This window comes from Algoriphagus sp. CAU 1675, from assembly GCF_029222925.1.
GTDB lineage: Bacteria > Bacteroidota > Bacteroidia > Cytophagales > Cyclobacteriaceae > Algoriphagus.
Map to the genome: position 1 here is coordinate 87824 of NZ_JARHUI010000003.1, position 26524 is coordinate 114347.

A 26524-nucleotide genomic window follows, 5' to 3' on the forward strand; every position below is an offset into this window, starting at 1 on the left:
CCAATTTATGAAATACTACCTGGTGCTTGTTGCGAGCCTAGGGCTAAGTTTGGAGGCTTTTTCACAATCTTCCCTATATCAAACCGGCCCTCAGCAACCTCTGGACCATCAACTGGAGCTTTTTGATAAGCAACTATTTCCTGCTGCACTTTATGACAGTAGAAAGTCCAACCAATTTCTCCTCTCCGTAGATCAGGAAAGGTCATCTCAATTGAGTGCTGCTATGGCTGCCCTCAAATTGGAAAGTCCCGATGGTCCTGGCTTGATGAAGAATTACATCTTTGAAAACCGGAATCACCCTTCAATGGCCGCTGCAGGTCAGTACCTTGGTGACCACTTTTTTTACAAAAGAAATTACAAGGAGGCAATTGAGGCCTTTGAATTGATATCAGCCGAAAAGCTTCCTTATGAACAGCAGGCCGATGTCTTTTTTAAATTGGGTTATTCCCATTTCCAGTTGAAAAACTATCCCCAAGCTGCCGGGTATTTTGACCAGGCCAAAAAACTCAACCAGCCCATCAGTTTGGATGCGTTTTATTACAGTGGGTATTTGGCAAAGGAAAGCGGAAATACTTCCAAGGCAATTGCAGACCTAAATGCAGCCTCCAGGTCTTCCTTTTATGCTGCAAAAGTTCCCTATTTGATCACCGCTCTTTATTATGATCAGGGAGATTACGATCAGGTGATCAAGTATGGAGAGGCACAGCTGTATGCTCAGAAGTCACTGGATCGACAGGAAATGATCCATCTCTATCTTGCTGAGGCCTATTTTGCAAAAAAACAATTTGGCAAATCAGCTGAAAACTACGATGCCTTTATCAATTCCAGAAAAGGAGAGTTGACACAGGAGCAGGTTTACAAAGGAGGGATTGCCCAGTTTGAGTCGGGAAATTTCAAAAGAGCTACGGATTATTTTAAAGTTTCGGCTTCCTCTTCCAGTGAAATGGGACAAGCCTCCAGTTATTACTTAGGGCATGCTTACCTGAAACTCGAGAATTATCAGTTTGCTGGCACAAGTTTCAAGGCGGCATCCAATTCAAACTACAATGCTGCTATTCAAGAAGAATCCCTGTTCAATTTTGCCAAGGTAAATCTTCAAAACGGGAGTTTTCAGTCTGGAATTTCCGGGTTAGATGATTATTTGGATAAATATCCGGCAGGAAAATATAGAAGTGAGGCAGAAAGCCTGCTCTCGGAGGCTTTGATCAACACGAGTGATTACCTCCGGGCCATTGAGCAAATGGACAGGATCGGTAATAAATCGGCAAGAATTAAGGAGGCTTATCAAAAAGTCGCTTTTTATCAGGCAATGGTTTATTTCCGGGACAAGCGATATCCTGCCGCCATTTCTTTCCTGGATAAATCTTTGGCTTACCCTGTCAATAGGGATTTGGTGCTGGAATCTCACTTCTGGAAAGGAGAAATTTATTCAGCTTCCGACCAGCTGTCAAAAGCTATCCCATCCTATGAAAAGGCATTGGATTTGGGAAAAACTACTTCCAGTGCCTATTTGACCAAAAGTCTCTATGGTTTGGGTTACGCATACTTTAATTCCCAGCAATATTCCAGAGCGGAGCAATATTTTAAAACCTATACGGATCGCCTTTCTCGAAGAGACAACAAAGAAAACTATGACGATGCTCTTCTAAGATTGGGTGATTGTTACTATGTACAAAAAAAGTTTGGAGATGCTGAGCAGATTTTTCAGCGTGCTATTTCCGAATATAATTCGGGAATAGACTATGCTTATTTCCGCTTGGCGGTAGTCCAAAACTTCCAATCCAACAACAATGCAGCATTAATTCATCTGGACCAGTTGATTAGCCGCTATCCCAACAGTTTGTACATGGAAGATGCTTTGTTCCAAAGAGGACAGATCTTCATGGAAGAAACCAGATATAATGAAGCTTCTTCGGGTTTTTCAGATTTGATCAGTCGAAAGCCCAATAGTCCATTCGTGCCCTATGCACTGGAGGGGAGGGCTGTGGCTAATTTCTCCATGCAGAATTACAATCAGACCATAGAAGATTATAAAACCATTTTGGACCGACATCCCAATGCACAAAACTCAGAAATGGCATTGAAGGGTTTGCAGGAAGCTCTGGCACTCCAGGGAAGATCAGGGGAGTTTTCGGATTATCTGGATCGGTACAAAGGTTCCAATCCATCTTCTGGAAGTGTTCAGGCCTTGGAGTTTGAAGCTGCCAAAAGCCTGTACTTTGACAAGAAATATTCAGAGGCAAGTAGAGCTCTTGAAAAATATATGAGAAGTTATCCTCAGTCTGCTCAGAGATTGGATGCTCTCTATTTTCTTGGGGATTGTTATTTCCAGTTAGGAGACGAGGATCAGGCTTTGGTCCAGTTTAAAATGCTGGAAAAGGAGCCTGCTTCTCCTCAACGAATCCGTGCAATGCAGCGAATCGGTAGCATTGAACTTGGAAAAGGGAATTTTGATCAGGCTATTCCATATTTGGAAACATCTGTTCAAAATGCCAGAAACAAAGTGGAAGAAGCCGAAGCATTGGAAGGGTTGCTTTTGGCATATTTTGAAACCAGGAAATTCAATCAGGTGATTACAACTTCAGACCGCTTGATGACATTGGATGGAATCCTTCCTGAAAGTACACCTAAGGCAATATTGAATAAGGCAAAGGCCCAGTTTGCTTTAAATAGAAGAACCGAAGCAGAGTCCACGCTTTTAGATTTGGTGAATGAATATAAGACGGTCCAGGGGGCAGAAGGCTTGTATTTGCTTGCCAATTCCTTCCAGGAAAAGGGAGATGTGGAGCGTTCCAACGAGACCATATTTGATTTTTCAGGACCTTATCTGGACTTTGATTATTGGTATGGTCGAATGTTTCTCCTGCTCTCCGATAATTATATCAAGCTAGGGGAGGAGTTTCAGGCAAAGGCAACTTTACAGTCGATTGTAGACAATACTCCGAATAATGAGATCAGGGAGATGGCTCAAACTAAACTTCAAACGCTGCAATAATTATGAAAAAACTAAGTGCTTATATTTCATCAGCGGCAATTGTTTTAGGTTTTGTGGGAAACCTTCAAGCCCAAACACAATCGAGAGGGGAAGTTCAGGATCAGGAATTTGTAATCCGAAAAGACCGCGTTTTGACTGTTCCTGTCCAGCCCAGAGTTTTCGAGAAACTTCCAATATTGCCACAGCCAAAAGGCCTGGATCAATTTTCCTATACGGTCAATTTTTACGAATTGAATCTTCCTCCTGTTCAATTGGAAGCTAGCCCAGTTCAAAAATCCTTCCGTCCCGAGCGCCTGGATCTCTATCCCGGATTTTTAAAAGCCGGATATGGGAATTTTGCCTCTCCTTTGGTTGAAGCAGGGTTTATGGCTACTGAGGTAGTGGATTTCAATTATGCTCTTCAATTAAGGCATCAAAGCTTTGGAAAGGGGCCTGTATTAGGAGAACAGTCCAATGAGTCTCATTCCAATGCTTCCTTCGATGGCAGTTACTTTACAGACCAAGTTGAAATATTTGGGGGATTGGGTTGGAAACAAGACAGCTATTCCTTCTATGGCATTGACACTTCTGTTTTGAATGATCCCCGTATTGATTTTGCAGGTATCCAGGACAATGTTCTCAATACTGTGCAAGTACATGCTGGGATTCGGGATATTGAAAAGGTCGGACCTGTTTCCTATGAAGCGGAACTTGGTTTTCGAAATTTCAAAGACAGTTACTTAGTTCAGGAAAATCAAATATCAGGAAAAGCCAAGGGCATTTTTCGTCCGGCAGACAATTGGTTGGGGAAAGTTGGGCTTGAATATTTCTACACCGATCCAGTAGATAGGGATTATGATGTGACAAGAACCTACTTTGCAATTAGGCCTTCGGTTGGGTATTCAACCGCTGATTTTTCTGTCACTGCGGGAATAAATGTGGTCTCTGAGAATGATCCTGTTCCGGGAAAATCCAGTGATTTTAGAATTTTTCCCAATTTCAAGGCAAGCTACCAGTTTGCAGAGGAATTTGGTTTTTATGGAGAGTTTTCAGGCGATGTCCAAAGAAATACTTATTACAGTTTTGTTCAGGAAAATCCATTTATGGGTCCAAGTGCCCAACTTCTTAATACCATTAACAATTACAAAGTTGCAGGTGGGATAGAGGGACAGTTTCTGGAATCTTTTAATTATCGGGCAGGAATTGATTTAAGTAGGTATAACCAGTATCACTTTTTTGTGAATACTCCAGCCGACACGTCAAGATTCAATTTGGTGTATGATGATAAGGTAACAGTAGCTAACCTCAATGCTGAACTGGGTTATTCCTTTTCAGACATGTATAAGCTTACATCGCGCCTTGACCTGTTTAAATATGATTTGAATCTTCAGCAAGAGGCATGGCATCGTCCTATTTGGAAGATGGGACTCAATAACCAAATTACACCGATAGATCAGCTCTTGGTGCAGGTAAATATCAATCTGATGGGCGGGGTAAAGGCCAGAGGGAATCTTATGGAAACAAATGTCGAAGAACCTCAAGAATATGAAACAATCAAGCTCAAGACAATCACGGATCTTCATTTGAAAGCTGACTACAAAGTCTCTGATAGGATTGGAGTTTTTGCGGAAGGCAACAATCTGCTTAATAGCCGGAATATGCGCTGGCTGAATTATCCGGTTAGGGGAGTTCAATTGATCGGTGGAGTATGGCTTAAATTCTGATTGATGGGTTTGGCTTTCCCTTCATTTCCATTAGTTTCGTAATCACCGATCTTAAAAAATGGCTGAAAATTCACCTAAAGAAAAATCATGGACTGATCCCAAGGATTTTGGGCTGCCTTTTGTGGAAGTGAAACCCCTTAAGGAGCCTGAAGAATCTTTGGAAAAGGCAGAGCCAGTAGAAAAATCTGTATCCGACACTGAACCTTCTAAGGAAGTGGCAGCTCCTGTTGAAGCTCCTGAAATCCAGGTGGAATCCAGTAGTCTGGAACAGGAAGAACCCAAGGTTGAAGCTATTTCTGAGCATCAGGAAGAGCCTATTGTGCAGGTCCAGGAATCTGATGATTTGCCTGAGGAAGAGTCTGCCGCAGTGGAAGAGGAACTCGTTTCTGAGGAGCCACAAATGGCTGTTTCACCTAAAAAATCAAAGACTTGGATCATTTATGTAATGATCTTTGGCTTGTTGTTGGCTTCTGCTCTTGTATGGCAATTCATGCAGGAAGAAAACCCCTCAGTTTCAGAGGCTGAAAAAGAAGAGCCAATATCTCAGGTCGGTTCCTCAACTGAGTCTGAGGAAGTCCTAGAAAATGCCCAAAGTGAAGAAATTCAAAGTGTTGAAAATCAGGGTGATATTTTGATTTCCGATTCCCTTCCCTCTGAGTCTACAGAAATTCCAGAAACTGGTACAACTATTGAGCATAAAGAGGATAGAACCTTGATTCGGGTTGAAAACCGAGGAGCCAGCCCTCAATTTTTCATTGTGGCAGCCAGTCTTCCTAATGAACGGATTGCAACCAGAGAATCAGCTCAGTATTTTGACAAAGTGGAAAATGTGTATTTGATTTTGCCATACGAAGGAGTTGAAAACTATCGTTTGGCAATAGGTGCCTTTTCCTCGTTTACCCAAGCAAAAGCTGAGTTGGACAGGATTAAGGCCGATTACAGTGAAGCATTATGGATTTTGAAATATTAATATGATTCTTCTTCAAACCCTTTCGGCGGATACTCTTTCTGCCTCAGATAGCTTAATGGCTGCGGCCGGTGGCCAAAATATTGGTTTACTGGACTTATTAATTAAAGGAGGCTACATGATGGTGCCTCTTTATTTACTGTTTATCTTGGCAATATTTATCTTTTTTGAAAGATTGATGACCTTGAAAAAAGCTTCAAAAACTTCTTCCCATCTTATGGATCAAGTGAAGATTTTGGTTTCCAGTGGACAGATAGAAAAGGCAAAAATTCTTTGTGCAGGAGAAAAAACACCCGTCGCCAATATGATTGCAAAAGGAATTGAACGGATAGGTTCCCCTTTGAAGAATATTGAGGTCAGCATTGAGAATGTAGGGAAAATTGAAATCTACAAATTGGAGAAGAATCTAAATCTACTTGCAACAGTATCCGGCGCGGCTCCAATGATTGGTTTTTTGGGTACAGTAGCCGGTATGATTCAGGCATTTATTGCCATTGCTCAGGAAGAGGGGATGGTTTCCCCTAAACTGCTTTCTGAAGGGATTTATGAGGCCATGATTACAACGGCTGCCGGCTTAGTTGTGGGTATTTTGGCTTATTTGGGGTACAATTATTTGGTTACCCAGGTTTCAAAATTGGTGCATAGTATGGAGTATTCCTCTATTGAATTTATCGAACTTCTACAGGAAAAATAATGGCACTTCAGTCAAAAAATAAGATAGAATCAGCATTTAGCATGTCTTCGATGACGGACGTGATCTTTTTGTTGTTGATTTTCTTTATGCTTACCTCTTCGTTTATCACTCCTTCAGGCTTGCCTGTCAATCTTCCTTCCAGTGAGACCTCGGATATAGTGATGCAAGAGGTGACGGTTTCTGTGACCAAAGACCTTCGCTACTCTGTTAACGATAGGATTGTGTCCAGAGAGCAAATCAAGTCAGAGCTGACTAATTTGTTACAGGATAAAAAGGGACAGGTGGTCCTTCATATTGATAAGGAAGTTCCGGTAGAGTACTTAGTGGAAATTGGTGGAATCGCTGCTGGATTGGAAGCTAATGTTTCCATTGCCACACAACCCTATTGATTCATGGAATTTTGGGACGCCGATAAGGTAGAAAACCAAAACAAGAAACGGGCAGGTTTGATAACTCTGCTCATCAATCTACTGTTGCTGATTGCGTTTTATTTTATTATTGTTTGGAAACAACCTATACCTCCATTACCAACTTTTGGATTGGAGCTCAATTTGGGTTTCACTCCAACAGGCTCTGGGGATAGAAATTCTCCTAACGCCCCTTCAGAAGCTGTTACTCCAGTTACGGAAGCAGCGGCTCCAGGGGAGGTTTCTCAACAGGTGACGCAGGCAACAACTCCAACATCAAGTCCCAAAACAGAAGTAGCAAGGCCTAAAACATCATCTCAGCCAGCTGTCAATCAAGCGGTAACAACCAACCCTTCCCCTATAAAAGGAGAAGAAAAAGCTACGGAAAACACCAAAAAACCGGATCCGGTAAAAACTGAACCTACGAAAGCGGTAACAACTCCTGCTAAAGCAGAAGCTGAAACAACTACCCAAAAAGCTCCCGAGGAGCCAAAAATTGATCAAAGAGCCATTTTTGGTGCTGGAGGAACTAAAGGAAAGGGAACCCAACCCGCTTCCGGTGGAGCCCAAGGAACCTCTACTGACAAAGGAGATGCCGGAGATCCTACCGGAACTGTTGATGGACGTGCAATCATGGGGCAGGGATCTGGACAGGGGACTAATTCCGGTTCAGGATATAGTTTGGATTTGGCAGGATGGGATTTTGCAGCTAGACCGAGCATCAATGACCGTGTTTCTACAAGAAACGGTAAAATAGTGTTTAAGATTACTGTGGACGATTCCGGTAGAGTGGTTCAGGCAATACCTGACCAGTATAATGTCTCCAATGAAGTTTTGGCATATTACCGCCAGGTCGTCAATCAGATTTCCTTCAAAAAGCAAGGAGGGGCTGTTGCCGATTATTCCACCGGTAAAATAACTTTCATTATTCAGGTTGACTGATGAACTATCAGGAAACACTTGATTATCTCTATCATGCTCTTCCCATGTTCCAAAGGGTTGGTGCATCCGCTTTCAAAAAGGATCTGAGTAATACAATTGCACTCTGTGCCCATTTAGGGAATCCTGAGAGGAAGTTCAAATCAATTCACGTCGCAGGAACCAATGGAAAGGGAAGTACTTCTCACTCTCTAGCGGCTATTTTGCAGTCCGCAGGATACAAGGTAGGACTTTATACTTCTCCTCATTTAAAGTCCTTTACAGAGAGGGTTAGGGTGAATGGAAAGGAGATTTCGCAGGAAGCTGTAGTTCGCTTCGTAGATCAGAACAAATCTTTTTTGGATCAGCTCAAGCCTAGTTTCTTTGAAATGACCGTTGGGCTGGCTTTTTGGTACTTTGCTGAGGAGGAAGTTGATGTTGCAGTGATTGAAGTAGGAATGGGGGGGCGCCTTGACAGTACAAATGTGATCAGCCCAGTTCTGAGCGTGATCACCAATATAGGTTTTGACCACATGCAGTTTCTTGGGGACACACTTCCCCTGATTGCTGAAGAAAAGGCAGGTATCATTAAGTCAAAGGTACCAGTTGTTATTAGTCAAACCCAAGAAGAAACCAGTCCAGTTTTTTTGAAAAAGGCCAATGAGCAAGGAGCCCCAATTGTTTTTGCAGATCACCATTGGAAGGTGGAAAAGATTAAAGAAAGGGAGGGGAAAGCCATGTATAAATATAGCTCGACCGAAAAGACTGGTGAACTCAATTTTGGACTTTTGGGTAATTACCAAAGGTTTAATCTTCCGGGAATCTTGGAATCAGTAGTCCAACTTCAAAAAGTTGGTTGGCTTATTACAAAAGAGGCCGTCGAAAATGGATTGGCCAATGTTTCTGAGTTAACTGGGCTTAAGGGTAGGTGGCAGATTTTGGGCCAGACCCCTTTGGTTATTTGTGATACAGGACATAATGAACCGGGAATCCAGGAAATCCTGCAGCAACTCAAATCGTATACTTTTCAGAGACTTTGGATGGTGATCGGGATGGTTCAAGATAAGGATATTTCCAAAATCCTGATGCTGTTGCCAAAAGATGCCCACTATGTTTTTTGTCAAGCTTCTTTACCCCGGGCATTGGCAGCCAGCTCGCTGGAAGAAAAAGCCCTTGAGTTTGGTTTAAAAGGGACTTGCATTCCCGATGTAAATGAAGCTTTGAACTTTGCTCGAAAAAATGCTGCTCCAAATGACTTGATTTTTGTAGGAGGCAGTACTTTTGTGGTCGCAGAAATCGACGAGCTTTAATGAGTAGAAAAAAACTGGTTCGCTTCAAGGAAAATGAGCAGAACCCTAATGTAGTCCAGACCGGTAAACCCATATTTGAGGAAATCAAAGGACACTGGAATGAAAAACAGTTTCAAAATTCCAATCCTATCGTGGTTGAGTTGGCTTGTGGAAGAGGGGAGTTTACAGTAGGACTCGCAAGAGTGTTCCCAGGTCAAAATTTCATTGGGGTAGATATCAAAGGTAGCCGGATATGGAAGGGAAGTTCCACTGCTACTTCGGAAGGAATCCATAATGTGGCTTTTTTGAGAACTCAGATACAACAATTGGATCAGTTTTTTGGAGAAGGGGAAATTTCAGAATTGTGGATCACATTTCCAGACCCCTTTCCAAGAGATGGCGATGAGAAAAGAAGATTGACTTCTCCCAAATTCTTGGACATGTATAAGTCTTTGGTGAAAAAGGGTGGAGTGGTTCATTTCAAAACCGATAATACTGGCCTCTTCGACTACAGTTTGGAACTGGTTCGTTCACGTGAGGATATCGAGTTAATTGGATCCACTCATGATTTTTACCAGAGTGAGTGGAAAGACGATCATTTTGGGATTCAAACCCGATATGAAAAGATGTTTTCTGATAAGGGTGAAAAGATCAAATACCTGAAGTTTCGGTTTATCGATTAAGGGTACTTTATCTCAACTTTCTCCAAATAAAAAGCCTGTAATACTTTTTCCAACAAAACATCTGAATCAACTGGCTTAGTCATGTAATCGTCCATACCCACTGCTATTGCCCTAACTTTGCTTTTTTCCATGGTGTCGGCTGTTACGGCGATGATTGGTATGGACATGTGATGATTTCCTGCCTTGCCTGCCCGGATGGCTTCTGTTGCTTCATACCCGTCCATTTCTGGCATTTGGAGGTCCATTAAAATTAAGTCTGTATTCCTTGTATTTAGTTTTTCCAATCCTTCCAATCCATGGTTGGCAAAATCAAAGGAGATACCTTTCCATTTTCTCAGGATTGATTTAATTACCAATTGATTAACTGGGTTGTCCTCTATTACCAAAATATGTTTTCCATTTAAAAGCTCTTCTTTGTGCGATTGGATTATTTCCACTTGGTCTTTTTCAGCCTTTTCAAAGGTGATTTGAATTCTGACAAGCGTTCCTTTTCCTTCCTCACTTTCAATTTTTACACTTCCTCGATAAAGGGAAGTAAGTGCTTTTACAATACAAAGCCCGAGGCCAAACCCGCCGAACTTACGTTTGTCATCGATTTGTTCCTGAATAAATGATTCAAAAATCCGATCCAACTTTTCCGGTTTGATTCCGACCCCTGTATCCTGGATTTTGAAGCCGATTTTTACTTCCTTCTCAACTTCTATGCACTCATCCACTATTAATTTAACCTCTCCCTCAGGGGTGAATTTGATGGCATTTTGAATCACATTCATCAGGATTTGCCTCAATCTTGGAGCATCTCCAATGACTTTTTGGGGTAATGAAACTTTTTCTTCATAGCTAAAAGTCAGTCCTTTGTCCCTTGCTTGTTGATAAGTAAGCACTTTGACTTGCTGGATGATTTTTTGGAAATCAAAGGGTTTTCTTTCAAGGTTAAGTTCACCTTTTTCGATTTTAGAATAGTCAAGAATATCCTCGATGGAGGAAAGTAAGGAAACTGAGGAATATCGGATCATTTCCAGATTGTTCTTGATTTTATCATCCTGAATTTCATTCATGATCGACTGTGAAAGCCCTAAAATTGCATTCAATGGGGTTCTAAGTTCATGACTGACATTGGAAAGGAAAAAGGACTTGATTTCATTGCTTTCTTCAGACCGTTGCAGTGCAACTTCTTGAGCCTTTTCTTTATCTGTTCGTAAAATCCGAATTCGGTTGGCCATTGAAAGGGAAAGAAACAAAATCTCCAAACCAGTGCCCAGTTTGGCTGAATTTTCAGTTATAAATGAATTCTCTATCAATGAAAAATTATTGAGGATAAAAGTGATGAATCCAATGGTTAAGGAAGCTATACCTAATGCAAAGAAGGGATCTACGGGGTGTTTTTTAATGTAACTTAAAATTACGCCTAGGATACATAATAAAATTCCTATAAAAGCTATGGCGTTTACAAAGGGATAGTAAAAGGTTCTACCTGCATCCAGAAATAAAATAGCAACTGATAACAGAATCATAGATCCTACCATTGCATTGATTGACATGTTAAGTCCCTTTGAATATTCCCTGACCCGAATGTATACTTGGGTATATCGGCCAAAAAGAAGAGCGGATATGGCAGCAAAAAGCAAGACACTTCGATCAGCAAACCAACTTGGTTCCTTCCAAACGTATTTGAAAAAGTATCCGTCCAAGGAAGCATGTAGCATGGCTACTGAGAATACATAGGCTACATAGAGGATAAAGCTTCGTTCCTTTATTCCAAAATAGAAAAATAGGTAAGTCAGACCTGCTAAAAGTAGAATTCCATAAAATATTCCAAAGACCAATTGGTCATTAAATGTGCTTTGTATTAAGGAATCTCCATCATAAAGTGTCAATGGTAGGTTTATTACTTCTCCGTCGCTGTGAAGGTGAAGAAAAAATCGGGTTTGGGAATTAGCCGCTAGAGTAATTGGGAAAATCAATTTTCGGTGCCTGCTTGGCCTGTTTTCAAAGGCCATCATATCACCATTTTTTATAACCTCGAATTCTCCAGGAGAGGTTTCATAGTATAAATCAGCTACATCTGTGATTGGTCTTCCTGTTTCAAGGAATAAATTGACGGGAAAGTTTTGGTCGTTGTTTAATGAAAACTTAACCCAAAAATGATGGTTAGTAAAACCAAGATTGGAATTGGGGTTAGAAAGGGGATTAAATTTAAGAGAGTTTTCATTTCTGAGTACCTCTTGTAAAGGAGTAAACTCATTTCCCATATCCAAAATTTGAGCATCCGTATAGATGGATTTGGGATAGGTATTGGAAAGGTTTTGTGCAAAAGTTGACAGAGGTAAGATAGCAATCCAACAAATCAAAACTGTTGCGATGGGGTAAATTCGCATTTTTGTGAGGGTGATAGGGTCATTTGGTGATTACAACCACTAATAAACTAATTTGGAGCTGAAATGTTAGTGAAAATCGGATTGATAAAATTTTCTTCCTAGTTCTCAGCACCCAATAAAAGATAAGGATGAAAAATCCCGGGTTATTTAACCTTTTCTCGAAGTTGTAGGAGAATGGTGCGAAATAGACTTTAAACCAACTTTAATTCCTTTGGGAAAAGTTTTTGTCCTAAAAAATACTTGACATTCCAAGGGGAATGTTTATTATCTATCTAGTGGTAATTTTTACAAATTATCAAGGAAATTAAATCGTAAAGCCTCCGTCTGCTACATAAACACCACCTGTAACGTAAGAGGATGCATCAGATGCGAGGAAAAGCGCCAAAGCCCCGATTTCTTCAGGTTTTCCGGCTCTCTTAATTGCTAATTGCTTCATGGCTTGCTCCATGATTTTTTCATTGGTCCAAATGGCTTGTGAAAATTTGGTTTGAATCAACCCCGGACAGATGGCATTAACTCGGATATCCGCTTCTCCCCATTCTTTTGCATATACTTTGGTCAAAGAAATGAGCGCTGCTTTGCTTACTGAATAAATCCCCAATTTAGGTTCAGGCGAAATACCTCCTATGGAACTGATGTTGATGACAGACCCTCCGGATGATTTTCTCAAATAAGGAAAGCAAAGACGGGTCAGTTCAAAAGGGGCCTTTACATTTACGGTCATAATCTTATCGAAGGCATCTAAACTTACTTCATGAACAGGTCCAAAGACGGGGTTAGTGGCTGCATTATTCACCAGAACATCGATCCCCCCATAGATTTTCACTGTCTTTTCCACCAATAAAGGTAGTTCTTCCAAGTTTCCCACATTGCAGGCTATTCCTGTAGCTTCATAGCCACGGGCTTTGAGTTTATCGGCCATTTCGTCTACGGCCTCCTGTTTTCGGCTACTGAGTACGACTTTCGCCCCTGCCGCCGCAAAAATTTCGGCAATCTCAAATCCAATTCCTTTGCTTGCCCCGGTGACTATTGCCACCTTTCCATCTAGAGAAAAAACTTGTGATAAGTCCATTTGAAAAGGGTTTATTTTCTATTTCAATATAGGAAAAAACAAGGTAGATTGGGATTTGAAGGGGAAATATCTCCCTAGTTTTAAAGCCTAAAACCCTTAAAAAACAAACCAAAAGACAATTCAATGATAGAAGTCATATTTGAACAAACCGGATCTCCTCTTGATGTTTTAATGCTGAAAGAGTCTGAAATTCCATTGCCTCAGAAAGATGAAGTTTTAATCCGGGTCACAGCCCGAAACATCAATCCTTCGGATTTGCTTTTTATCCAGGGAATATATGGAATTAGCCCTAAACTGCCGAGCAGCGCCGGATTTGAAGCCTCTGGTGTAGTGGAAGAAGGGGATCTTACAGGGAAATTTAAAAAAGGGGAAAGGGTGATGTTTACCACACTTGGGACTTGGAGAGAATGGGTTTGTGTACCTGTTGCTTGGGTTGTCCCAGTTCCGGATGGAATGCCCGATGAAGTAGCCTGTCAGGTTTTGATAAATCCCTTGACAGCCTATGGAATGTTGGAGCAATCAGGTCTTGGTGAGGGGGATTGGTTATTGATTACGGCAGGAGCTTCCGCTTTTGGAAAGTTTGCAGTTCAGATGGCCAAAGCTAGGGGAATTAAAGTAGCTATGACTGTTCGCCATGAAGAGCAAAAAGAGCTTTTAATGCATTTGGGAGCAGATCTGGTCATTAACACCGAGAAGGAAAGTCTTCAAAAACTCATTTTCCAAAAAACAGAAACCGGGGTACAGGTGGTATTCGACGCAGTTGGAGGGATTCTTGGTGCAAAGGCTTTTTCATGTCTCAGCAAAAACGGAAAAATGATTGTTTTCGGTTCTCTAAGTCTTGAAAATATGCCGGTAAACAGTGGTTTGTTTATTTTCAAAAATTTGAAAATGGAAGGATTCTGGTTGAGCACTTGGCTGGAAGGCTTGGATACTCATGAAAGAAGAAAGATGTTCCATGAGGTATTTGAATTTCTGATGAAGGAGGATTTTCAAATCAATATAGAGGGGAAGTTCCACTTGGAAGAGTTCAGAAAAGCGATAAAAGCCTATGAAAAGCCTGGAAGAAACGGAAAAATCCTTCTGGTTAGTTAATTTCTCGAAAATCCTTCTGCATAGACAAAGGGAATAGCCATCTTTGTAAAACAAAACCAAATTCAAACAAAAAGATTAAAAATGAACTGGGATAAGCTGGATAAGGAGCTCACCGAAATTGTTGAAAAAAGGAATCAATTGGCTGAAATGGATTATAGTGATGCTCACTATGATGACCTAGAGGAGGAGATACATGATTTGGAAGATGATTTCAATGAGGAGTATGAAGAGCTTCTCGAAAATGAACTCGAGAAGATCTATGCCGTTCTCAAGTCGGATACTGATATCCTTTTGCCTACCGCTTACATTGCCAATAAGTACAAGCCTTTGCTTGCAGATGCCAGGGGAATTGTGAGTTATGAAGTTCAGGGACAGGAGGGAGTTCCGATTGAATCAGATCAATTTGATAAACTGGATGTTCGAATCGTATTGATTCCCAATCCGGTTAGATTTGTGATGCTTATCAATGGTCAGCAAATGAAAGATCTTTGGAGAAGTAGATAAAATTAAGAGAGCCTAATACTAAATGCCCCCAATAAGTGTCTGACTTGTTGGGGGCATTTTTATTAGAAGAAAAATCAAATTAGGAATTGAACTCGCAGAATCTTCCCTTATTAGCTTTTGTTGGATGCATTTTCAATAATCCTTATTTGATAAGTTCCAGTCCTTCTAAAGCAGACGTATCACCTGGATTGTTCATCAGGACTTTTTGGAACAGTACTTTCGCTTCTCTGGTTTTTTGAAGGTTGAGTTTATTCCAGGCTAACAGGATCAACCCATCATAATCAAAGGGGTAGAGATTGACGACTTTTTCCAAGTAGGGATCTGCTTTGTTATAATTCTCCCGGTTGTAATAAATCAACCCCAACCTGTAATTAATTAAGGAATTTTGGGGATCAGTTTTCAGGATTTCCTCATAAAGCCCAATGATTTGATTCCAGTTTCCCTGCATGGACAGAGGAAATGCCAAACCCAGTTTGGGTTCAATGGCATAGGGTTTCAGGTTGACTGCTTTTTGGTAATAATCAACTGATTCGGGTAGCTGTCCTGACAGGTAATGGAGCCAACCTAAGCGTAAATTAATCTCGTAGCCATCTTCCTGATAAACAGCCTTTAATTTTTCAGCTGCTGTTTTGAAATCACCTGTTTTTTCCAAGTCATAACTTTGTTTGAATGCAGCTATGACATTGTCCTGGGCACTTGAATTAAATGCCACCATTAGTGCTAAAGTCATTAAGAATGGCTTCAAAATCTTGAATAATATGCTAGAATTAACTGTTTTGAAACCTATGCTTGGGGGGGATGTTAGAATTTCCATGATGTTGTTGCAGTTAACGAATGAAGTTGGTATTTCTTAATGTTATAATCTTCTCCGGTAAAGGGAGTTTGGATAAACTGGCTTTGATTGGAAAGGTAGGTATAGTCCAATGTGATCTTCCATTTAGGATTTGGGAGCAGGATCAAACGCCCACCCAACCTTTGTTTCACAACATCCATTCGGTTGTAGATGACCAAGCCGTCTTTTAGGAAAAAATTGTCCATTTCCCCAAAGGTGGCATAGCCTTCCAACCAAAGCCAATCAGTTGTTTTCAGTCCGACCTGTTGGTCAAGCAATACCCTGTTGGTGACATTCCCGTCTTTGAAATCTTGATTTTGGTAGGAAGCAGTTGTGAGGGTATATAGATTTAGATTTCCCAAGGGATAGGTGAATAGCTTGAAGTCAGTCTGATTCTGAATGAAATCAGCGATGCTTCCCCTATAATAACCTGCCCCAAGTGTGATGTACTCAAATCGCTTTTCAAGTGAAATAAAGCCAACAAAATCATTATTGCTTACCCGGGAAGTCACTGATCTAATGATTGGGCTATTTCCCGATCCGCTAGTTGTTGAGGTTGTTGCTTGGTAGCTTGAATTGACAAAATGCAAACCTCCCGAAAGGCTAAGCCCTTTGGCTATCAACACTCTAAGTGCTGCATAATATTGATTCAGATCCGACTTAAAATCATTATCTGTGAATGTCTCACTAGAAACCTGCGTGTATGTCAGGTGGCTGATTTGCAGGTTGGAATAGCCATGATAAAATGAAATTCGGGGTGAAAAACGATGTTGAAGCCCTACTAAGAAGTAGTGTTGCTGATTTGGAATGAATTGGGCACCATCTCTGTCCAATGGAACATCCGCAGTAAAATTGTCTATGATTTCAGGTTTGGTGATACTTGTATAATTGTAGGACAAGTCCAATCCCTCAATGAAGGTCTGCTTATCTGTAGCTGTTTTTCGCTTAAGATCAGGAGAAAACCCAGAAGCAACTAGTAGGGCTTCATCCTGTCTACCGGCCAATAAATACGAATAATACAGGTATTCTTCTACGTAGACCTCGCTGCTATTCATTTCCAAAGCCTTCTCTAAATGCTTTGCTGCCAAATGAAAATTTTGTTTTTCATAATAGGCAATGCCTAATCTTACTCTTAAGTAGTAATAGTCAATGCCGTAATTCAAGGCTTTATTACCTTCCGTGACTAAGTCATCCCAGTTTTTTTGTTGGTATAACTCATAGGTGACCCTATCCACTTCGGTTAGGCTAAGTTGTTGGGCAAGGGCCGGACGGGCCCAAATGAGTATCAGTATGATACCCATGCCTATAATGCTTCTATCCATGATGCTTCAGAGTTTGAATGGGTGGATTGAAATTGAAATCTTTTGATTCCAGAATTGTCGATGATAAACTCAAAGGAAGAAGTCTTTGTGGTTCTGCCGAAGGAACTTTTGATGACTTCGCCTTTTAATTCAAGGGGCTTAAAGAATAGTCCCTTTCCGTTTTCCGGATACCTGAGCCGGTATTCGGCTTTCAGGTATCTATAGAATGGGGCAATAAGATCTTGTAGAAAGATTTTTGAAGGATGATAGACTATGTTGATAGGAAAACTGTCCGATAGTTCCAATCCGCTAGTATAGCCAAAGCTGATTTTGTAGGCCGCCAAATAAAAGCGGTACAAAAGGGATTTGCGGCTTCCCTCAAAATGGGTAAAATGCAGCATGGCCTCATCCAATTTGAAATAGGCTTTTGCTCCGGTTGCTTCACATTCCAGGAATCTGTTGAGGAAATAATCCCGCTTGACATTCCAGATGATTTCCTGTCCCTCTTTGGTTTTGAATTTTAATTGCTCTCCGATGACGAATGAAAATGCCTTTTTCAATGAGGTATGCGGAGCCAGGGAAGTGACCAAAGCCTCTTCTGGAGGGTTGGCTACTGAGAGCAAGGAATCTTTTCCCTTGTAAAGCATCCAAACATCTGAGATCGGATAGTCAATTGTTTTGGACCCAATGTAGGGAGTGGCTTGCAGTTGGAAATGTAAGTGGGGATAGGGGGAGTTTCCCGAATTTCCCAATCTGGCAATGATATCTCCTTTTTTGACTCGGTCTCCTCTTTTGGGAATAATGCTCCCTTTTTTCAAATGGCATAATTTACTATACAAGAAATCTGCATGCTTGATGATGATGGTGTTTCCCCAGTTTTTCTCAAGGTTTCTTATACCGATAGGGTTGTCCTCAATCTCATTGACCACTTCTTCTACAGTTCCGTCGGCTGGAGCCAGTATGTTTTTGTCGTAGCAATAGTAATCGGAAAGGAAGTCGCCTTCATCTTTATATGTTTTTCCCTCTTCGTCCTTGATTTCAAAGTCCCATGCGTGCCTCCATTCATCTTTGTGCGTGTAGGAGCCATTATGTCCCTGGGTGACCGTCCATTTCCCAAAAAATGGCAGGTAAATAGGAGTGGCACTGGATTTTCCAAAGCGCTCCATGAAATTGACGTGGTGATACAGATTCTTCTCAGGGGAATTTTGTTGCCAAAATATAGTGCTCAACCCAATGCGGTTATCTACCCGGAACTTTAATCCATACAAGAAAGTCAGTACCGCCAGGTTAAAAGGAAGGGAGTGGACAGGAAGGTAAAACAGATTGAAGATTTCCTGAATGGAAATACTCAATACGACCAACATAGGTATCAGGACCAAAAGGCTTGCAAATGAACTTTTGTTGGGAATGATGAAGAATCCACCCAAGGCAATGGCAGTCAAAATAAAATTGAAGCCGATGTAGCTGTAAGAGATTTCGGTAAAAGGAACTCCCAGAACGAGGTAAAACACATATGCGATGTAAAATCCCAACAAGGAAAGTGTAAACCCTATTCTGGAATAAATAAGCAGGCCGATTGCAGCAAAGACTCCGGCAAAGACATTTTGCTGAAAGAAGATAGCGCCTAAGGAAAGAAAATAGGTTTTCAGAGAAGGTGGAAATTGTACTTGATTCCACCATTCATACATGTTCACCAGAATGTTTCCTCCCCAAAAGTAAAGATCATTGAATACATAAATTCCTCTTTCGCTTAGCCCCAGAGCCATGAATTGACGGGAAGCAAGACTGAGCAGCAAAAAGACCGTAATGAATGGCATGCTCAAAAATGGAAGTCCGTATTTGCCTAAAACCCCTTCAAAGGCCAGGGAAATAAAGAGCGTAAATACACCCGAAATCACAATTAAAAAAAGAAGCAATGGGCTAGGTTGGAAATGAATTGCTAAGCCAACTCCTACAAGTAATGAATTGAAACCATAGTACCCCTGACGGATATTATACTCATTAAGACCAATGAAATATCCTGTCAGGAGTGCTGTGGAAACAGCTACAAAACCATATAGTCCCACATAAAAATCCACGAAAGTCAACAAGAGCAAGATCAGTCCAAACCATTTGTTATTGGAAAAGAATACCTGTGCATAACTATTAAACAGGGCATTTGTAAACCATTCCAGCTTTTTCATGGATTTGGGCTTGGCCCATTTAGAGGTTGAAACTTCTGAGATGTTCAGGTGTCACTTCTTGATTATTTATGGTCTCCAAGGTTTCGGCTTTTCTGATCAAATGGGTTTTTCCATCTACATCCAGCATCACGATATTTGGACGCATATTGATGAATTGAAGCCACTGGGTGTTGTTATAAGCACCAACTCTTCGGATGACATAATGGTCACCTTTTTTAAGCAAAGGAAACGTGATATTGCTTCGGACCACATCGATGTTCATGCATAAGGGACCATATATGATTGTGTCCTCAGTTTGCTCCGAAATAGGCTCGATTGGACGAATTTCATGTTCGTACCAGAAAGCCGTAAAGAGCAAATTGACACCTGCATCAATAATAGTAGCTCTTCTACCGTCAGACAGCCTTTTATTGGCCAAAACGGTTCCTGCCAGATATCCGGCTTCATCGATCAAGGCCCTTCCCGTTTCGAGGATCAACATGGGAAGATGACTCGGTTTGATTTCAGAATTCATCAATGCTGTGGTAATTGCCTCAGCAAAATCATCAAAAGAAGGGGCTGTGTCTGTACCCGGATAATAAGCTCCACGGAGCGTGTTTTTGGAAGCAAAACCACCTCCCAAATCAATGTATTGGATGACATGCCCATGTTTTCGTTCCAAACTGACTGCCAGATGAGCAAGTTTTGAGGCTGCCACCCGGTAAGCTTCAGTGGTCATCATATAGGTGCCAATGTGAGTATGCAAACCGATGAGATCCAGGTTTTTGCTGCCCATGATCCTGTTGAGTGCATCCCAGGCTTCCCCATTTTCAAAGTTAAAGCCGAAGCGGTCCCACTTTGGATAAACCCCCACATCCATGTTTACCCTAATTGCCACCTTTGGTCTCTCCTTTATTTCCTTTGAAATATGGATGATGTCATAGAGTTCATCAAAATGATCAATATGGATCAAGGAACCGTTGTTGATCGCTTTTTTAAGGTCTTCTCTACTTTTATCCGGGCCGTTGAAAATGATCAATTCTCCCGGAACCCCATTAGCAATTGCCTTGTCATATTCGAACCCTGAAACTACCTCAGCCCAGGAACCCTCCTGATGGAATACATTACACACTGCGTTGAGATAGTTGGTTTTATAGGACCATGCAAACTGGACATTGGGATATCTGGAGCTAAAGGCTCTGTAGGCTTCCTTGTAGGTTTTTCTAATGGTGGACTCTGATAGGATAAATAGGGGAGAACCATATTCATCCATCAGGGACTTGATGGGGACCTCATCGATATGAGAGATCGGTTCCAATTTTCTCGAAATCCCATGTTTGCTGGGCAATCCGGCATTGATTCGTTGTATAATTGGTCTTTCAAAAGCTAACTTTTCCATGGCAATTAGTCTTTATTTCTACAGTTCACCCTTGGTGGACAGTTGTTCGAATTCGTGTAATTCAGTAATCATATCGTAGGAGTATCGGATAAACATTTTTCCTGATTGGTATTCTTGAAAAGGTTCTACCTGTTCTCCTAAAGCGAGTCTAACCAAGGCTTCGGGAAGGTTTTGTCCAGCCGCTACTGCGAGGTAAACCCAAGCCGGCAATCTGGGGTTGATCTCAATTAGGTAAAGCTCATTCTTGGCAGTCCGGATCAGTTCTAGTTCCATGCCTCCTCTCCATTGGGTTTGGGAGATGATTTTAGCTGTCAATTTCATCATGGAAGGGTCTTCCAATGTGATACCTCCCCAAGCTTTTCCTTTGTCGGTGATGTAGGTTTTCCGCATGGGAACTGCTCCGATAGTATTGCCTTTGCCGTCACCCAGTGCCACTACATTGACTTCTGTTCCTATGACAAATTCCTGAATCACGATGGGAAGCCCCCATTTTGCCGCGATTTTATTGAAGTACATATTGAGCTGATCCAGGTCATAGGCGATATATGCATCATAAAACTTACCCTTTACCACGACAGGAAATTCAAACTTATCCTTGTGATTCATAAAATCCTGTACGCTGGTGATGGGTTCGCTATAGGGTACTTTCACCCCGTATTTTTCTCCAAATTCCGGTAAGTTGGCTTTATGCCTTTCTTCAAACTGTTTGAGGGTGGGCAGAAAGGTTTGTATTCCCATTTCCTGAAGGATTTTTTCAGACTTCATGAAGGTGAAAAGTTCCGCATCAAAATTTGGGATCATGACATCAATCTGTTCCTTTTCATGAATATACTTCAGGCGCTCGAGTAGGGGTTCTACCCCATCGGAGGGATAAGGAACCTTGTAAGTTTTATCTACTAATTCATGCATATAAGCCCCTGGGTCCAGATTTTCATAGGCCAAACCAATAATTCTGGCATCCAGGATTTTTGAGTCTCTGATCCCGCGAATGACAGGTATCCCGGGGCCAGGACTATCGATGTTGTTCAGCCCGGATAGGGCAATGGTGAGCTTAGCCATGACTAGTTGATTCCAAGAGATTAAATTGCTTGAGGGTAGAGATAAAATCATAGAAATACCTGTCGAGTGTTTCTTCATCGACTTGGTATTTATCCAAAATGACTTTTGTTATCTCTTTAAAGTTGTTCCCGTTTTTGATCAACTGGATTATTTCCAACCCTATGGGGTTTAGAGAAAAGGACTCTCCGGACATGGGGTCAAACACAAATCCCGAGTCACTGATGGCGATGTTTTTCCTGATCTTGAGCATGACTTTAAAAGATGTAATTGCTGACTTACTACTACAATTAAATTTAACCATTGACCATGAGGGATTTTATGACCTTTGTCACTTCAAAAGAAGTTAATTGCTTGAAAATCCTTGGATTTTGAAGGGGTTTTGGCAATTCCTGAACAAGACTTGTGTGGTACCCATGTGAACCTCGTGTGTTTCAGCAGGATTACAGATTAAACAATTATTCTTCTTGCCATTTCAGCGGATTTCCTGCCTCGTTAAGGTATGAGATAGGGCATATGAAAAAATCTTTGGAGGAAACGAATAAGCATAAAAAAGCCCGGTCAATGCCGGGCTTTTTTATGCTTATCTGAAACCAAGTTTTTCTCGAACAGTATTCAAAAGTTTTTCTCCTACTGCTTTCGCTTTTTCTTCTCCAGCAGCAAGCTTTTTCTCAATTTCCTCAGGATTGCTCATAAAGTAATCAAAGGCTTTCCTCTCCTCAGCAAACTTACTGAGAATTAATTCCATGAATTCTTTTTTGGCATGTCCATAGCCATAATTGCCTCCCTGATAATTGGAGCGCATTTGGGAAATTTGTTCTTCGGTAGCTAGCAGGCTGTACAGCTTGAATACGTTGCAGGTATCTGGATCTTTGGGCTCCTCTAGTAGGGTGCTGTCTGTTACAATACTGTTGATGTTTTTCTTCAGCTGTTTTTCAGGAAGAAAAATGTCTATGTAGTTATTGTAGGATTTGCTCATTTTTTGTCCGTCAGTTCCTGGAATGGTTTTGACAGATTCCGAAATTCTGGCTTCTGGTATGGTTAGAATATCCTCTTCCATTATTCTGTTGAAGGTTGAAGCAATATCCCGAGTAATTTCAAGATGCTGGAGCTGGTCTTTGCCAACAGGTACCAAATCTGCCGAATACAACAAGATATCAGCAGCCATCAAAACGGGATAGGTAAACAGACCCGCATTCACATCGGCTAGACGCTCTGATTTGTCTTTGAAGCTGTGCGCATTGGCAAGCATGGGAAATGGAGTAAAGCAGTTGAGGTACCAGGTGAGCTCAGCAACTTCTGGTCTGCGGGACTGTCTATAGAATACGGTTTTTTCAATATCTAAACCAAATGCCAGCCATGCAGCTGCTACTGCAAGTGTATTTTCCTTTCTTAGTTCACCGTCTTTGGAACTGGTAAGGGAATGAAAGTCCGCAATGAAGATGAAGGATTCTTCCTGGTTTTGCTTTGCCAATTCAATAGCGGGAATTATTGCACCTAAAATATTTCCCAAGTGGGGTCTTCCGCTACTCTGAATGCCTGTAAGTACTCTTGCCATCAGTCTGATTTTAGCGCAAATTAAGTAAATCGGCCTATAATACGTCTGAATTTATGCGTTATTTGCGGGTATGATCTTCCTAAAAAACCTGACTCTAATTTTAGCAATTGCCCTTTCATTGACGCAACTCAGTCATGCTCAGGAAACTGTGACGCCCAAGATTATCTGGGAGGTAAATAAAATCGAGTTAGGGACTATTCTTGAGGAAATGGGAACACAGGTAGTGGAGTTTCGTTTTACCCATACTCAGGACTCACTTTTTTATATTGAAAAGGTCTGGACCGATTGTGGTTGCACCACTGTGGAATATACTCAGGATACCCTTGAAGTGGGAGGAAAGGGTCGCCTTCAGGTTTCTTTTGATCCAGCAACTGCTGCGGGAAACTTCAGCAGACTGGTGGTAGTAAAGGGCAATTTGTTTGAAACTCAAGATACCCTTTACCTGGAAGGGACAGTGATTCCATACCCTCAAAATCCCGAAAGAGAATATCCTTTTCGTCAGGGTGATATTGGGCTGAGACTTCAGAAAGTCAATATGGGAGATGTTTTTACCAATGAACCTAAAGTGAAGGATTTTGAGATTTTCAATTTTAGTGATCAGGTTTTGCACGCAGACAGCCTCACTAAATTTGGTCCAGAATACATTCAGGTTCGACAGATTCAACAGATGATCCCCTCTAATGATAGAGGACTTATACAGCTGATCTACTCTGGTGCTGAGAAAGATGACCTGGGGTTTTTCGAAGACCCGATGGCGATTTCTTGGTCTGACAGTATCACCCTTCAATTGGATGTGGTAGCCAATGTGTTTCAATATTTCCCTCCTTTTTCCAAAGAGGAGTTAGGGGCAGTACCCAACCTTGCCCTAAGTACTAAGGAAATTGATCTGAAGGAAATCAGCGCCAATTCTATTCAGCATGAGGTTGTTACTTTGACCAACAAGGGAAGACAGGTACTCGAAATCCTTAAAATCCAAGGGAATTGTTCCTGTTTGAAACTGGAATTGCCCACCACTAGTGTGAATCCAGGAGAATCAATTGAACTCAAAATTACATTTGACCCAAAAGGAAGAAAAGGAATTGATCAACGGAATATTTATATTTTCAGTAATGATCCCCTGAATCCTGTGCAGGGACTTGTAATCAAATCGAGGATTAAATAATCCAAAATACCCCTTGAATGAAGAAGCCTCAAAATCTACTTTTGAGGCTTCTTTATTTTTATTTGAATGCTGGAATTCCAGTAATCTCATGACCTAGTATTAGAAGATGGATGTCGTGAGTTCCTTCGTAGGTGACTACAGATTCCAAATTCATCATATGGCGCATGATAGGATATTCTCCTGTGATTCCCATACCTCCATGCATTTGTCTTGCTTCTCTAGCTACTTCCAAAGCCATTGCGACATTATTTCGTTTTGCCATAGAAATATGTACTGTTTTGGCTTTACCTTCATTCATCATTTTGCCTACTTTCCAAGCCAGTAACTGGGCTTTGGTGATTTCTGTAAGCATTTCAGCTAACTTCTTTTGCATCAATTGGAAGCTTGCGATGGGTTTGTCAAACTGAATTCTTTCTGCTGCATACTTTCTAGCAGATTCATAGCAATCCATGGCAGCACCAATAGCACCCCATGCGATTCCAAATCTGGCAGAATCCAAACACATCATGGGAGCTCCCAGACCGGATTTGCCCGGAAGTAAGTTTTCTTTAGGTACTTTCACATTGTCAAAAACCAATTCTCCTGTACAGGAAGCCCGAAGAGACCATTTGTTATGGGTTTCCGGAGTAGTGAAACCCTCCATTCCTCTTTCTACAATCAGGCCATGAATTCTTCCTTCTTCGTTTTTGGCCCATACCACAGCAATGTCAGCTTTGGGAGAGTTTGAAATCCACATTTTCGAGCCGTTGAGGAGATAGTGGTCTCCCATATCCTTGAAGTTGGTGGCCATTCCACTGGGATTGGATCCATAATCCGGCTCCGTTAATCCAAAACAACCAAGCATTTCACCGGAGGCGAGCTTCGGAAGATATTTTTTACGTTGTTCTTCCGAACCGAATTTATAAATGGGGTACATTACCAAGGATCCCTGAACAGAAGCGGTTGAACGCATACCAGAGTCTCCTCTTTCTATTTCCTGCATTATCAATCCATAGGCGATGTAATCCAGTCCACCTCCGCCATATTCTTCTGGTATTTGAGGGCCGAATGCTCCAACATCTCCGAATTTCTTGACGATTTCCTGAGGGAAATGGGCTTTTTGTGCCCAATCCTCTATGTAGGGAGATATTTCTTTTTTTACGAAATCTCTCATCGATCCTCTGATCAGTTTGTGCTCATCAGTCAGCAGATCATCAATATTCAAAAAATCCACGCCTTCGAATTGGTCCTGCTTTAAGGATTTGTTGATAGTTACCTCCTCCATATTAATTTTTTTTTTTGGATAGAATCAGACAATTTTGTCGGGATTAAAAGCACTCCCAGCCGATTCGAATTAAATAGATCGGCAACTAAAAAACTACCCTTTTTCAAAAAATCCCCATGCACAAAGCTGATTTTGATCCGAAGATTCTAGAGAAAATCCATCAACTGGAAGAGAAGTTCAAAGCTTCCGGACAGGACATGCTTTCATATCTGGAAGGTTTGCTTTACGCCGATTATTTAACCTACTGGGAATACATCAATTTGGATGTTTTGCTTTCTCTTCAGCAACCCAAAACTAGTTTTAAGGACGAGAAAATTTTTATCATTTATCATCAGATCACGGAGTTGTACTTCAAGCTAATCATCTCTGAGATGGAGCAGATAGCCGAAAAGGAACCGATTTCCAATGATTTTTTTGTAAAAAGGCTGGAAAGGATTCTGATGTATTTTGATCATTTGATCAGTTCTTTTGCGATGATGTGGAAAGGGATGGAAAGGGAGCAGTTTCTGAAATTCAGGATGTCTCTTTTGCCTTCTTCGGGCTTTCAAAGTGCACAGTTTAGAGAAATAGAGCTGATGGCAACCGATGCCTACAACTTGGTGACTATGGAAAAAAGAGGAGAGTTTGGAGCACATTCACCGGCAAATTCCTTATTCGAGCATTTGTATTGGCAGCAAGGGGCTATTGAATTGGCCACAGGTCAAAAGACGTTGACTTTACGAAGTTTTGAAGAAAAGTATGGGAAATTCTTAACAGAACTCATTGATTCATACAGAGATAAGAATATCTGGCAGCGTTACTTAGAGTTAAAAGAAAAGTCTCCAGAACTGGTGGAACTCATGCGCCAGTTTGACCTCAAGGCAAATGTGTTCTGGCCTTTGGCCCATTACAAATCAGCTGTCAGATATCTTCAAAGAGATCCTGTGGATATCGCTGCTACAGGGGGGACCAATTGGCAAAAGTATTTGCCTCCACGTTTTCAGAAAGTGATTTTCTTTCCTGAGCTGTGGACCCAAGAAGAAATGGAAGAGTGGGGGAAAGGCTGGGTTGTCAAGGAGATTTTTGGAAAAGAAGATTGAAAAAAGCGC

Annotated in this window: 22 protein-coding genes; 12 read left to right on the forward strand and 10 right to left on the reverse strand. The window is 41.3% G+C overall.

Going from position 1 to position 26524, the window contains the following annotated elements:
• Positions 1 to 7 precede the first annotated feature (7 nt).
• Genes P2G54_RS07565 through trmB form a run of 8 tightly spaced genes read left to right on the forward strand, consistent with a single transcriptional unit; the run spans position 8 to position 9656 of the window.
• The gene (locus tag P2G54_RS07565) at positions 8 to 2995 is read left to right on the forward strand and encodes a tetratricopeptide repeat protein (RefSeq protein ID WP_275869803.1); all 2988 of its coding nucleotides are present in this window, start codon (positions 8 to 10) and stop codon (positions 2993 to 2995) included.
• A 2-nt stretch (positions 2996 to 2997) separates the two neighbouring features.
• Positions 2998 to 4698 carry a TonB-dependent receptor gene (locus P2G54_RS07570; RefSeq protein WP_275869805.1) on the forward strand — a complete coding sequence of 567 codons (1701 nt, stop codon included), beginning with the start codon at positions 2998 to 3000 and terminating at the stop codon, positions 4696 to 4698.
• A gap of 58 nt (positions 4699 to 4756) precedes the next feature.
• Positions 4757 to 5668, forward strand: a complete 912-nt coding sequence (locus P2G54_RS07575) for an SPOR domain-containing protein (protein WP_275869807.1) — start codon at positions 4757 to 4759, stop codon at positions 5666 to 5668.
• Between the two features lies 1 nt (position 5669).
• Positions 5670 to 6359 carry a MotA/TolQ/ExbB proton channel family protein gene (locus P2G54_RS07580; RefSeq protein ID WP_275869809.1) on the forward strand — a complete coding sequence of 230 codons (690 nt, stop codon included), beginning with the start codon at positions 5670 to 5672 and terminating at the stop codon, positions 6357 to 6359.
• A complete protein-coding gene (locus P2G54_RS07585) occupies positions 6359 to 6748 on the forward strand; it encodes a biopolymer transporter ExbD (RefSeq protein WP_275869811.1) in 390 nt (129 codons plus the stop codon). The genes P2G54_RS07580 and P2G54_RS07585 overlap by 1 nt, the downstream gene beginning before the upstream one ends.
• Before the next feature lie 3 nt (positions 6749 to 6751).
• Positions 6752 to 7708 (forward strand): energy transducer TonB, encoded by a 957-nt coding sequence (locus P2G54_RS07590; protein WP_275869813.1) that lies wholly within the window; start codon positions 6752 to 6754, stop codon positions 7706 to 7708.
• Positions 7708 to 8994, forward strand: coding sequence for a folylpolyglutamate synthase/dihydrofolate synthase family protein (locus P2G54_RS07595; protein WP_275869815.1), 1287 nt, complete (start codon positions 7708 to 7710; stop codon positions 8992 to 8994). The genes P2G54_RS07590 and P2G54_RS07595 overlap by 1 nt, the downstream gene beginning before the upstream one ends.
• A complete protein-coding gene (gene trmB / locus P2G54_RS07600) occupies positions 8994 to 9656 on the forward strand; it encodes a tRNA (guanosine(46)-N7)-methyltransferase TrmB (protein WP_275869817.1) in 663 nt (220 codons plus the stop codon). Before P2G54_RS07595 ends, trmB begins: the two co-directional genes overlap by 1 nt.
• On the opposite strand, the gene P2G54_RS07605 is transcribed toward trmB, so the two are convergent.
• Positions 9653 to 12034 (reverse strand): hybrid sensor histidine kinase/response regulator, encoded by a 2382-nt coding sequence (locus P2G54_RS07605; protein ID WP_275869819.1) that lies wholly within the window; start codon positions 12032 to 12034, stop codon positions 9653 to 9655. The genes trmB and P2G54_RS07605 overlap by 4 nt on opposite strands.
• A gap of 304 nt (positions 12035 to 12338) precedes the next feature.
• Positions 12339 to 13106 (reverse strand): glucose 1-dehydrogenase, encoded by a 768-nt coding sequence (locus P2G54_RS07610; RefSeq protein WP_275869821.1) that lies wholly within the window; start codon positions 13104 to 13106, stop codon positions 12339 to 12341.
• A 123-nt stretch (positions 13107 to 13229) separates the two neighbouring features.
• On the opposite strand from P2G54_RS07610, the gene P2G54_RS07615 reads away from it, so the two are divergent.
• Positions 13230 to 14198 (forward strand): zinc-dependent alcohol dehydrogenase family protein, encoded by a 969-nt coding sequence (locus P2G54_RS07615; RefSeq protein WP_275869823.1) that lies wholly within the window; start codon positions 13230 to 13232, stop codon positions 14196 to 14198.
• An 81-nt stretch (positions 14199 to 14279) separates the two neighbouring features.
• The gene (locus P2G54_RS07620) at positions 14280 to 14702 is read left to right on the forward strand and encodes a hypothetical protein (protein ID WP_275869825.1); all 423 of its coding nucleotides are present in this window, start codon (positions 14280 to 14282) and stop codon (positions 14700 to 14702) included.
• A 142-nt stretch (positions 14703 to 14844) separates the two neighbouring features.
• On the opposite strand, the gene P2G54_RS07625 is transcribed toward P2G54_RS07620, so the two are convergent.
• The 7 genes from P2G54_RS07625 to trpS form a co-directional block, all read right to left on the reverse strand.
• A complete protein-coding gene (locus P2G54_RS07625) occupies positions 14845 to 15432 on the reverse strand; it encodes a tetratricopeptide repeat protein (RefSeq protein WP_275869827.1) in 588 nt (195 codons plus the stop codon).
• Between the two features lie 71 nt (positions 15433 to 15503).
• Positions 15504 to 16856 carry a hypothetical protein gene (locus tag P2G54_RS07630; protein WP_275869829.1) on the reverse strand — a complete coding sequence of 451 codons (1353 nt, stop codon included), beginning with the start codon at positions 16854 to 16856 and terminating at the stop codon, positions 15504 to 15506.
• Positions 16838 to 19018: an urea transporter gene (locus P2G54_RS07635; RefSeq protein ID WP_275869831.1), complete on the reverse strand. Its 2181-nt coding sequence runs from the start codon at positions 19016 to 19018 to the stop codon at positions 16838 to 16840. The genes P2G54_RS07630 and P2G54_RS07635 overlap by 19 nt, the downstream gene beginning before the upstream one ends.
• Before the next feature lie 19 nt (positions 19019 to 19037).
• Positions 19038 to 20396 carry an alanine racemase gene (locus tag P2G54_RS07640; RefSeq protein WP_275869832.1) on the reverse strand — a complete coding sequence of 453 codons (1359 nt, stop codon included), beginning with the start codon at positions 20394 to 20396 and terminating at the stop codon, positions 19038 to 19040.
• Positions 20397 to 20414: 18 nt separating this feature from the next.
• Entirely contained in the window at positions 20415 to 21455 is a 1041-nt protein-coding gene (locus P2G54_RS07645; protein WP_275869833.1) for an ATP-grasp domain-containing protein, read from the reverse strand.
• The gene (locus tag P2G54_RS07650) at positions 21448 to 21705 is read right to left on the reverse strand and encodes a PqqD family protein (protein WP_275869834.1); all 258 of its coding nucleotides are present in this window, start codon (positions 21703 to 21705) and stop codon (positions 21448 to 21450) included. The genes P2G54_RS07645 and P2G54_RS07650 overlap by 8 nt, the downstream gene beginning before the upstream one ends.
• A gap of 330 nt (positions 21706 to 22035) precedes the next feature.
• Positions 22036 to 23010 carry a tryptophan--tRNA ligase gene (trpS, locus tag P2G54_RS07655; RefSeq protein ID WP_275869835.1) on the reverse strand — a complete coding sequence of 325 codons (975 nt, stop codon included), beginning with the start codon at positions 23008 to 23010 and terminating at the stop codon, positions 22036 to 22038.
• A gap of 70 nt (positions 23011 to 23080) precedes the next feature.
• Between trpS and P2G54_RS07660 the strand changes: the two genes are divergently transcribed.
• Positions 23081 to 24172 carry a DUF1573 domain-containing protein gene (locus P2G54_RS07660; protein WP_275869836.1) on the forward strand — a complete coding sequence of 364 codons (1092 nt, stop codon included), beginning with the start codon at positions 23081 to 23083 and terminating at the stop codon, positions 24170 to 24172.
• A gap of 58 nt (positions 24173 to 24230) precedes the next feature.
• Here P2G54_RS07660 and P2G54_RS07665 read toward each other — a convergent pair whose 3' ends face one another.
• Positions 24231 to 25436 carry an acyl-CoA dehydrogenase family protein gene (locus P2G54_RS07665; protein WP_275869837.1) on the reverse strand — a complete coding sequence of 402 codons (1206 nt, stop codon included), beginning with the start codon at positions 25434 to 25436 and terminating at the stop codon, positions 24231 to 24233.
• Between the two features lie 116 nt (positions 25437 to 25552).
• Here P2G54_RS07665 and P2G54_RS07670 point away from each other — a divergent pair, with 116 nt between their 5' ends.
• Positions 25553 to 26515: a tryptophan 2,3-dioxygenase family protein gene (locus P2G54_RS07670; protein ID WP_275869838.1), complete on the forward strand. Its 963-nt coding sequence runs from the start codon at positions 25553 to 25555 to the stop codon at positions 26513 to 26515.
• Positions 26516 to 26524 lie beyond the last annotated feature (9 nt).

What these genes read in the sequence shown, in the direction of transcription:
- P2G54_RS07650 (WP_275869834.1), bottom strand. Translation starts at nt 21,705, where the DNA reads ATGCTCAAGATCAGGAAAAACATCGCCATCAGTGACTCGGGATTTGTG.
- P2G54_RS07605 (WP_275869819.1), bottom strand. Translation starts at nt 12,034, where the DNA reads ATGCGAATTTACCCCATCGCAACAGTTTTGATTTGTTGGATTGCTATC.
- P2G54_RS07585 (WP_275869811.1), top strand. Translation starts at nt 6,359, where the DNA reads ATGGCACTTCAGTCAAAAAATAAGATAGAATCAGCATTTAGCATGTCT.
- P2G54_RS07620 (WP_275869825.1), top strand. Translation starts at nt 14,280, where the DNA reads ATGAACTGGGATAAGCTGGATAAGGAGCTCACCGAAATTGTTGAAAAA.
- P2G54_RS07595 (WP_275869815.1), top strand. Translation starts at nt 7,708, where the DNA reads ATGAACTATCAGGAAACACTTGATTATCTCTATCATGCTCTTCCCATG.
- P2G54_RS07645 (WP_275869833.1), bottom strand. Translation starts at nt 21,455, where the DNA reads ATGGCTAAGCTCACCATTGCCCTATCCGGGCTGAACAACATCGATAGT.
- P2G54_RS07625 (WP_275869827.1), bottom strand. Translation starts at nt 15,432, where the DNA reads ATGACTTTAGCACTAATGGTGGCATTTAATTCAAGTGCCCAGGACAAT.
- P2G54_RS07640 (WP_275869832.1), bottom strand. Translation starts at nt 20,396, where the DNA reads ATGGAAAAGTTAGCTTTTGAAAGACCAATTATACAACGAATCAATGCC.
- P2G54_RS07670 (WP_275869838.1), top strand. Translation starts at nt 25,553, where the DNA reads ATGCACAAAGCTGATTTTGATCCGAAGATTCTAGAGAAAATCCATCAA.
- trpS (WP_275869835.1), bottom strand. Translation starts at nt 23,010, where the DNA reads ATGGCAAGAGTACTTACAGGCATTCAGAGTAGCGGAAGACCCCACTTG.
- P2G54_RS07580 (WP_275869809.1), top strand. Translation starts at nt 5,670, where the DNA reads ATGATTCTTCTTCAAACCCTTTCGGCGGATACTCTTTCTGCCTCAGAT.
- P2G54_RS07590 (WP_275869813.1), top strand. Translation starts at nt 6,752, where the DNA reads ATGGAATTTTGGGACGCCGATAAGGTAGAAAACCAAAACAAGAAACGG.
- P2G54_RS07610 (WP_275869821.1), bottom strand. Translation starts at nt 13,106, where the DNA reads ATGGACTTATCACAAGTTTTTTCTCTAGATGGAAAGGTGGCAATAGTC.
- P2G54_RS07565 (WP_275869803.1), top strand. Translation starts at nt 8, where the DNA reads ATGAAATACTACCTGGTGCTTGTTGCGAGCCTAGGGCTAAGTTTGGAG.
- P2G54_RS07615 (WP_275869823.1), top strand. Translation starts at nt 13,230, where the DNA reads ATGATAGAAGTCATATTTGAACAAACCGGATCTCCTCTTGATGTTTTA.
- P2G54_RS07570 (WP_275869805.1), top strand. Translation starts at nt 2,998, where the DNA reads ATGAAAAAACTAAGTGCTTATATTTCATCAGCGGCAATTGTTTTAGGT.
- P2G54_RS07630 (WP_275869829.1), bottom strand. Translation starts at nt 16,856, where the DNA reads ATGGATAGAAGCATTATAGGCATGGGTATCATACTGATACTCATTTGG.
- P2G54_RS07660 (WP_275869836.1), top strand. Translation starts at nt 23,081, where the DNA reads ATGATCTTCCTAAAAAACCTGACTCTAATTTTAGCAATTGCCCTTTCA.
- P2G54_RS07665 (WP_275869837.1), bottom strand. Translation starts at nt 25,436, where the DNA reads ATGGAGGAGGTAACTATCAACAAATCCTTAAAGCAGGACCAATTCGAA.
- trmB (WP_275869817.1), top strand. Translation starts at nt 8,994, where the DNA reads ATGAGTAGAAAAAAACTGGTTCGCTTCAAGGAAAATGAGCAGAACCCT.
- P2G54_RS07575 (WP_275869807.1), top strand. Translation starts at nt 4,757, where the DNA reads ATGGCTGAAAATTCACCTAAAGAAAAATCATGGACTGATCCCAAGGAT.
- P2G54_RS07635 (WP_275869831.1), bottom strand. Translation starts at nt 19,018, where the DNA reads ATGAAAAAGCTGGAATGGTTTACAAATGCCCTGTTTAATAGTTATGCA.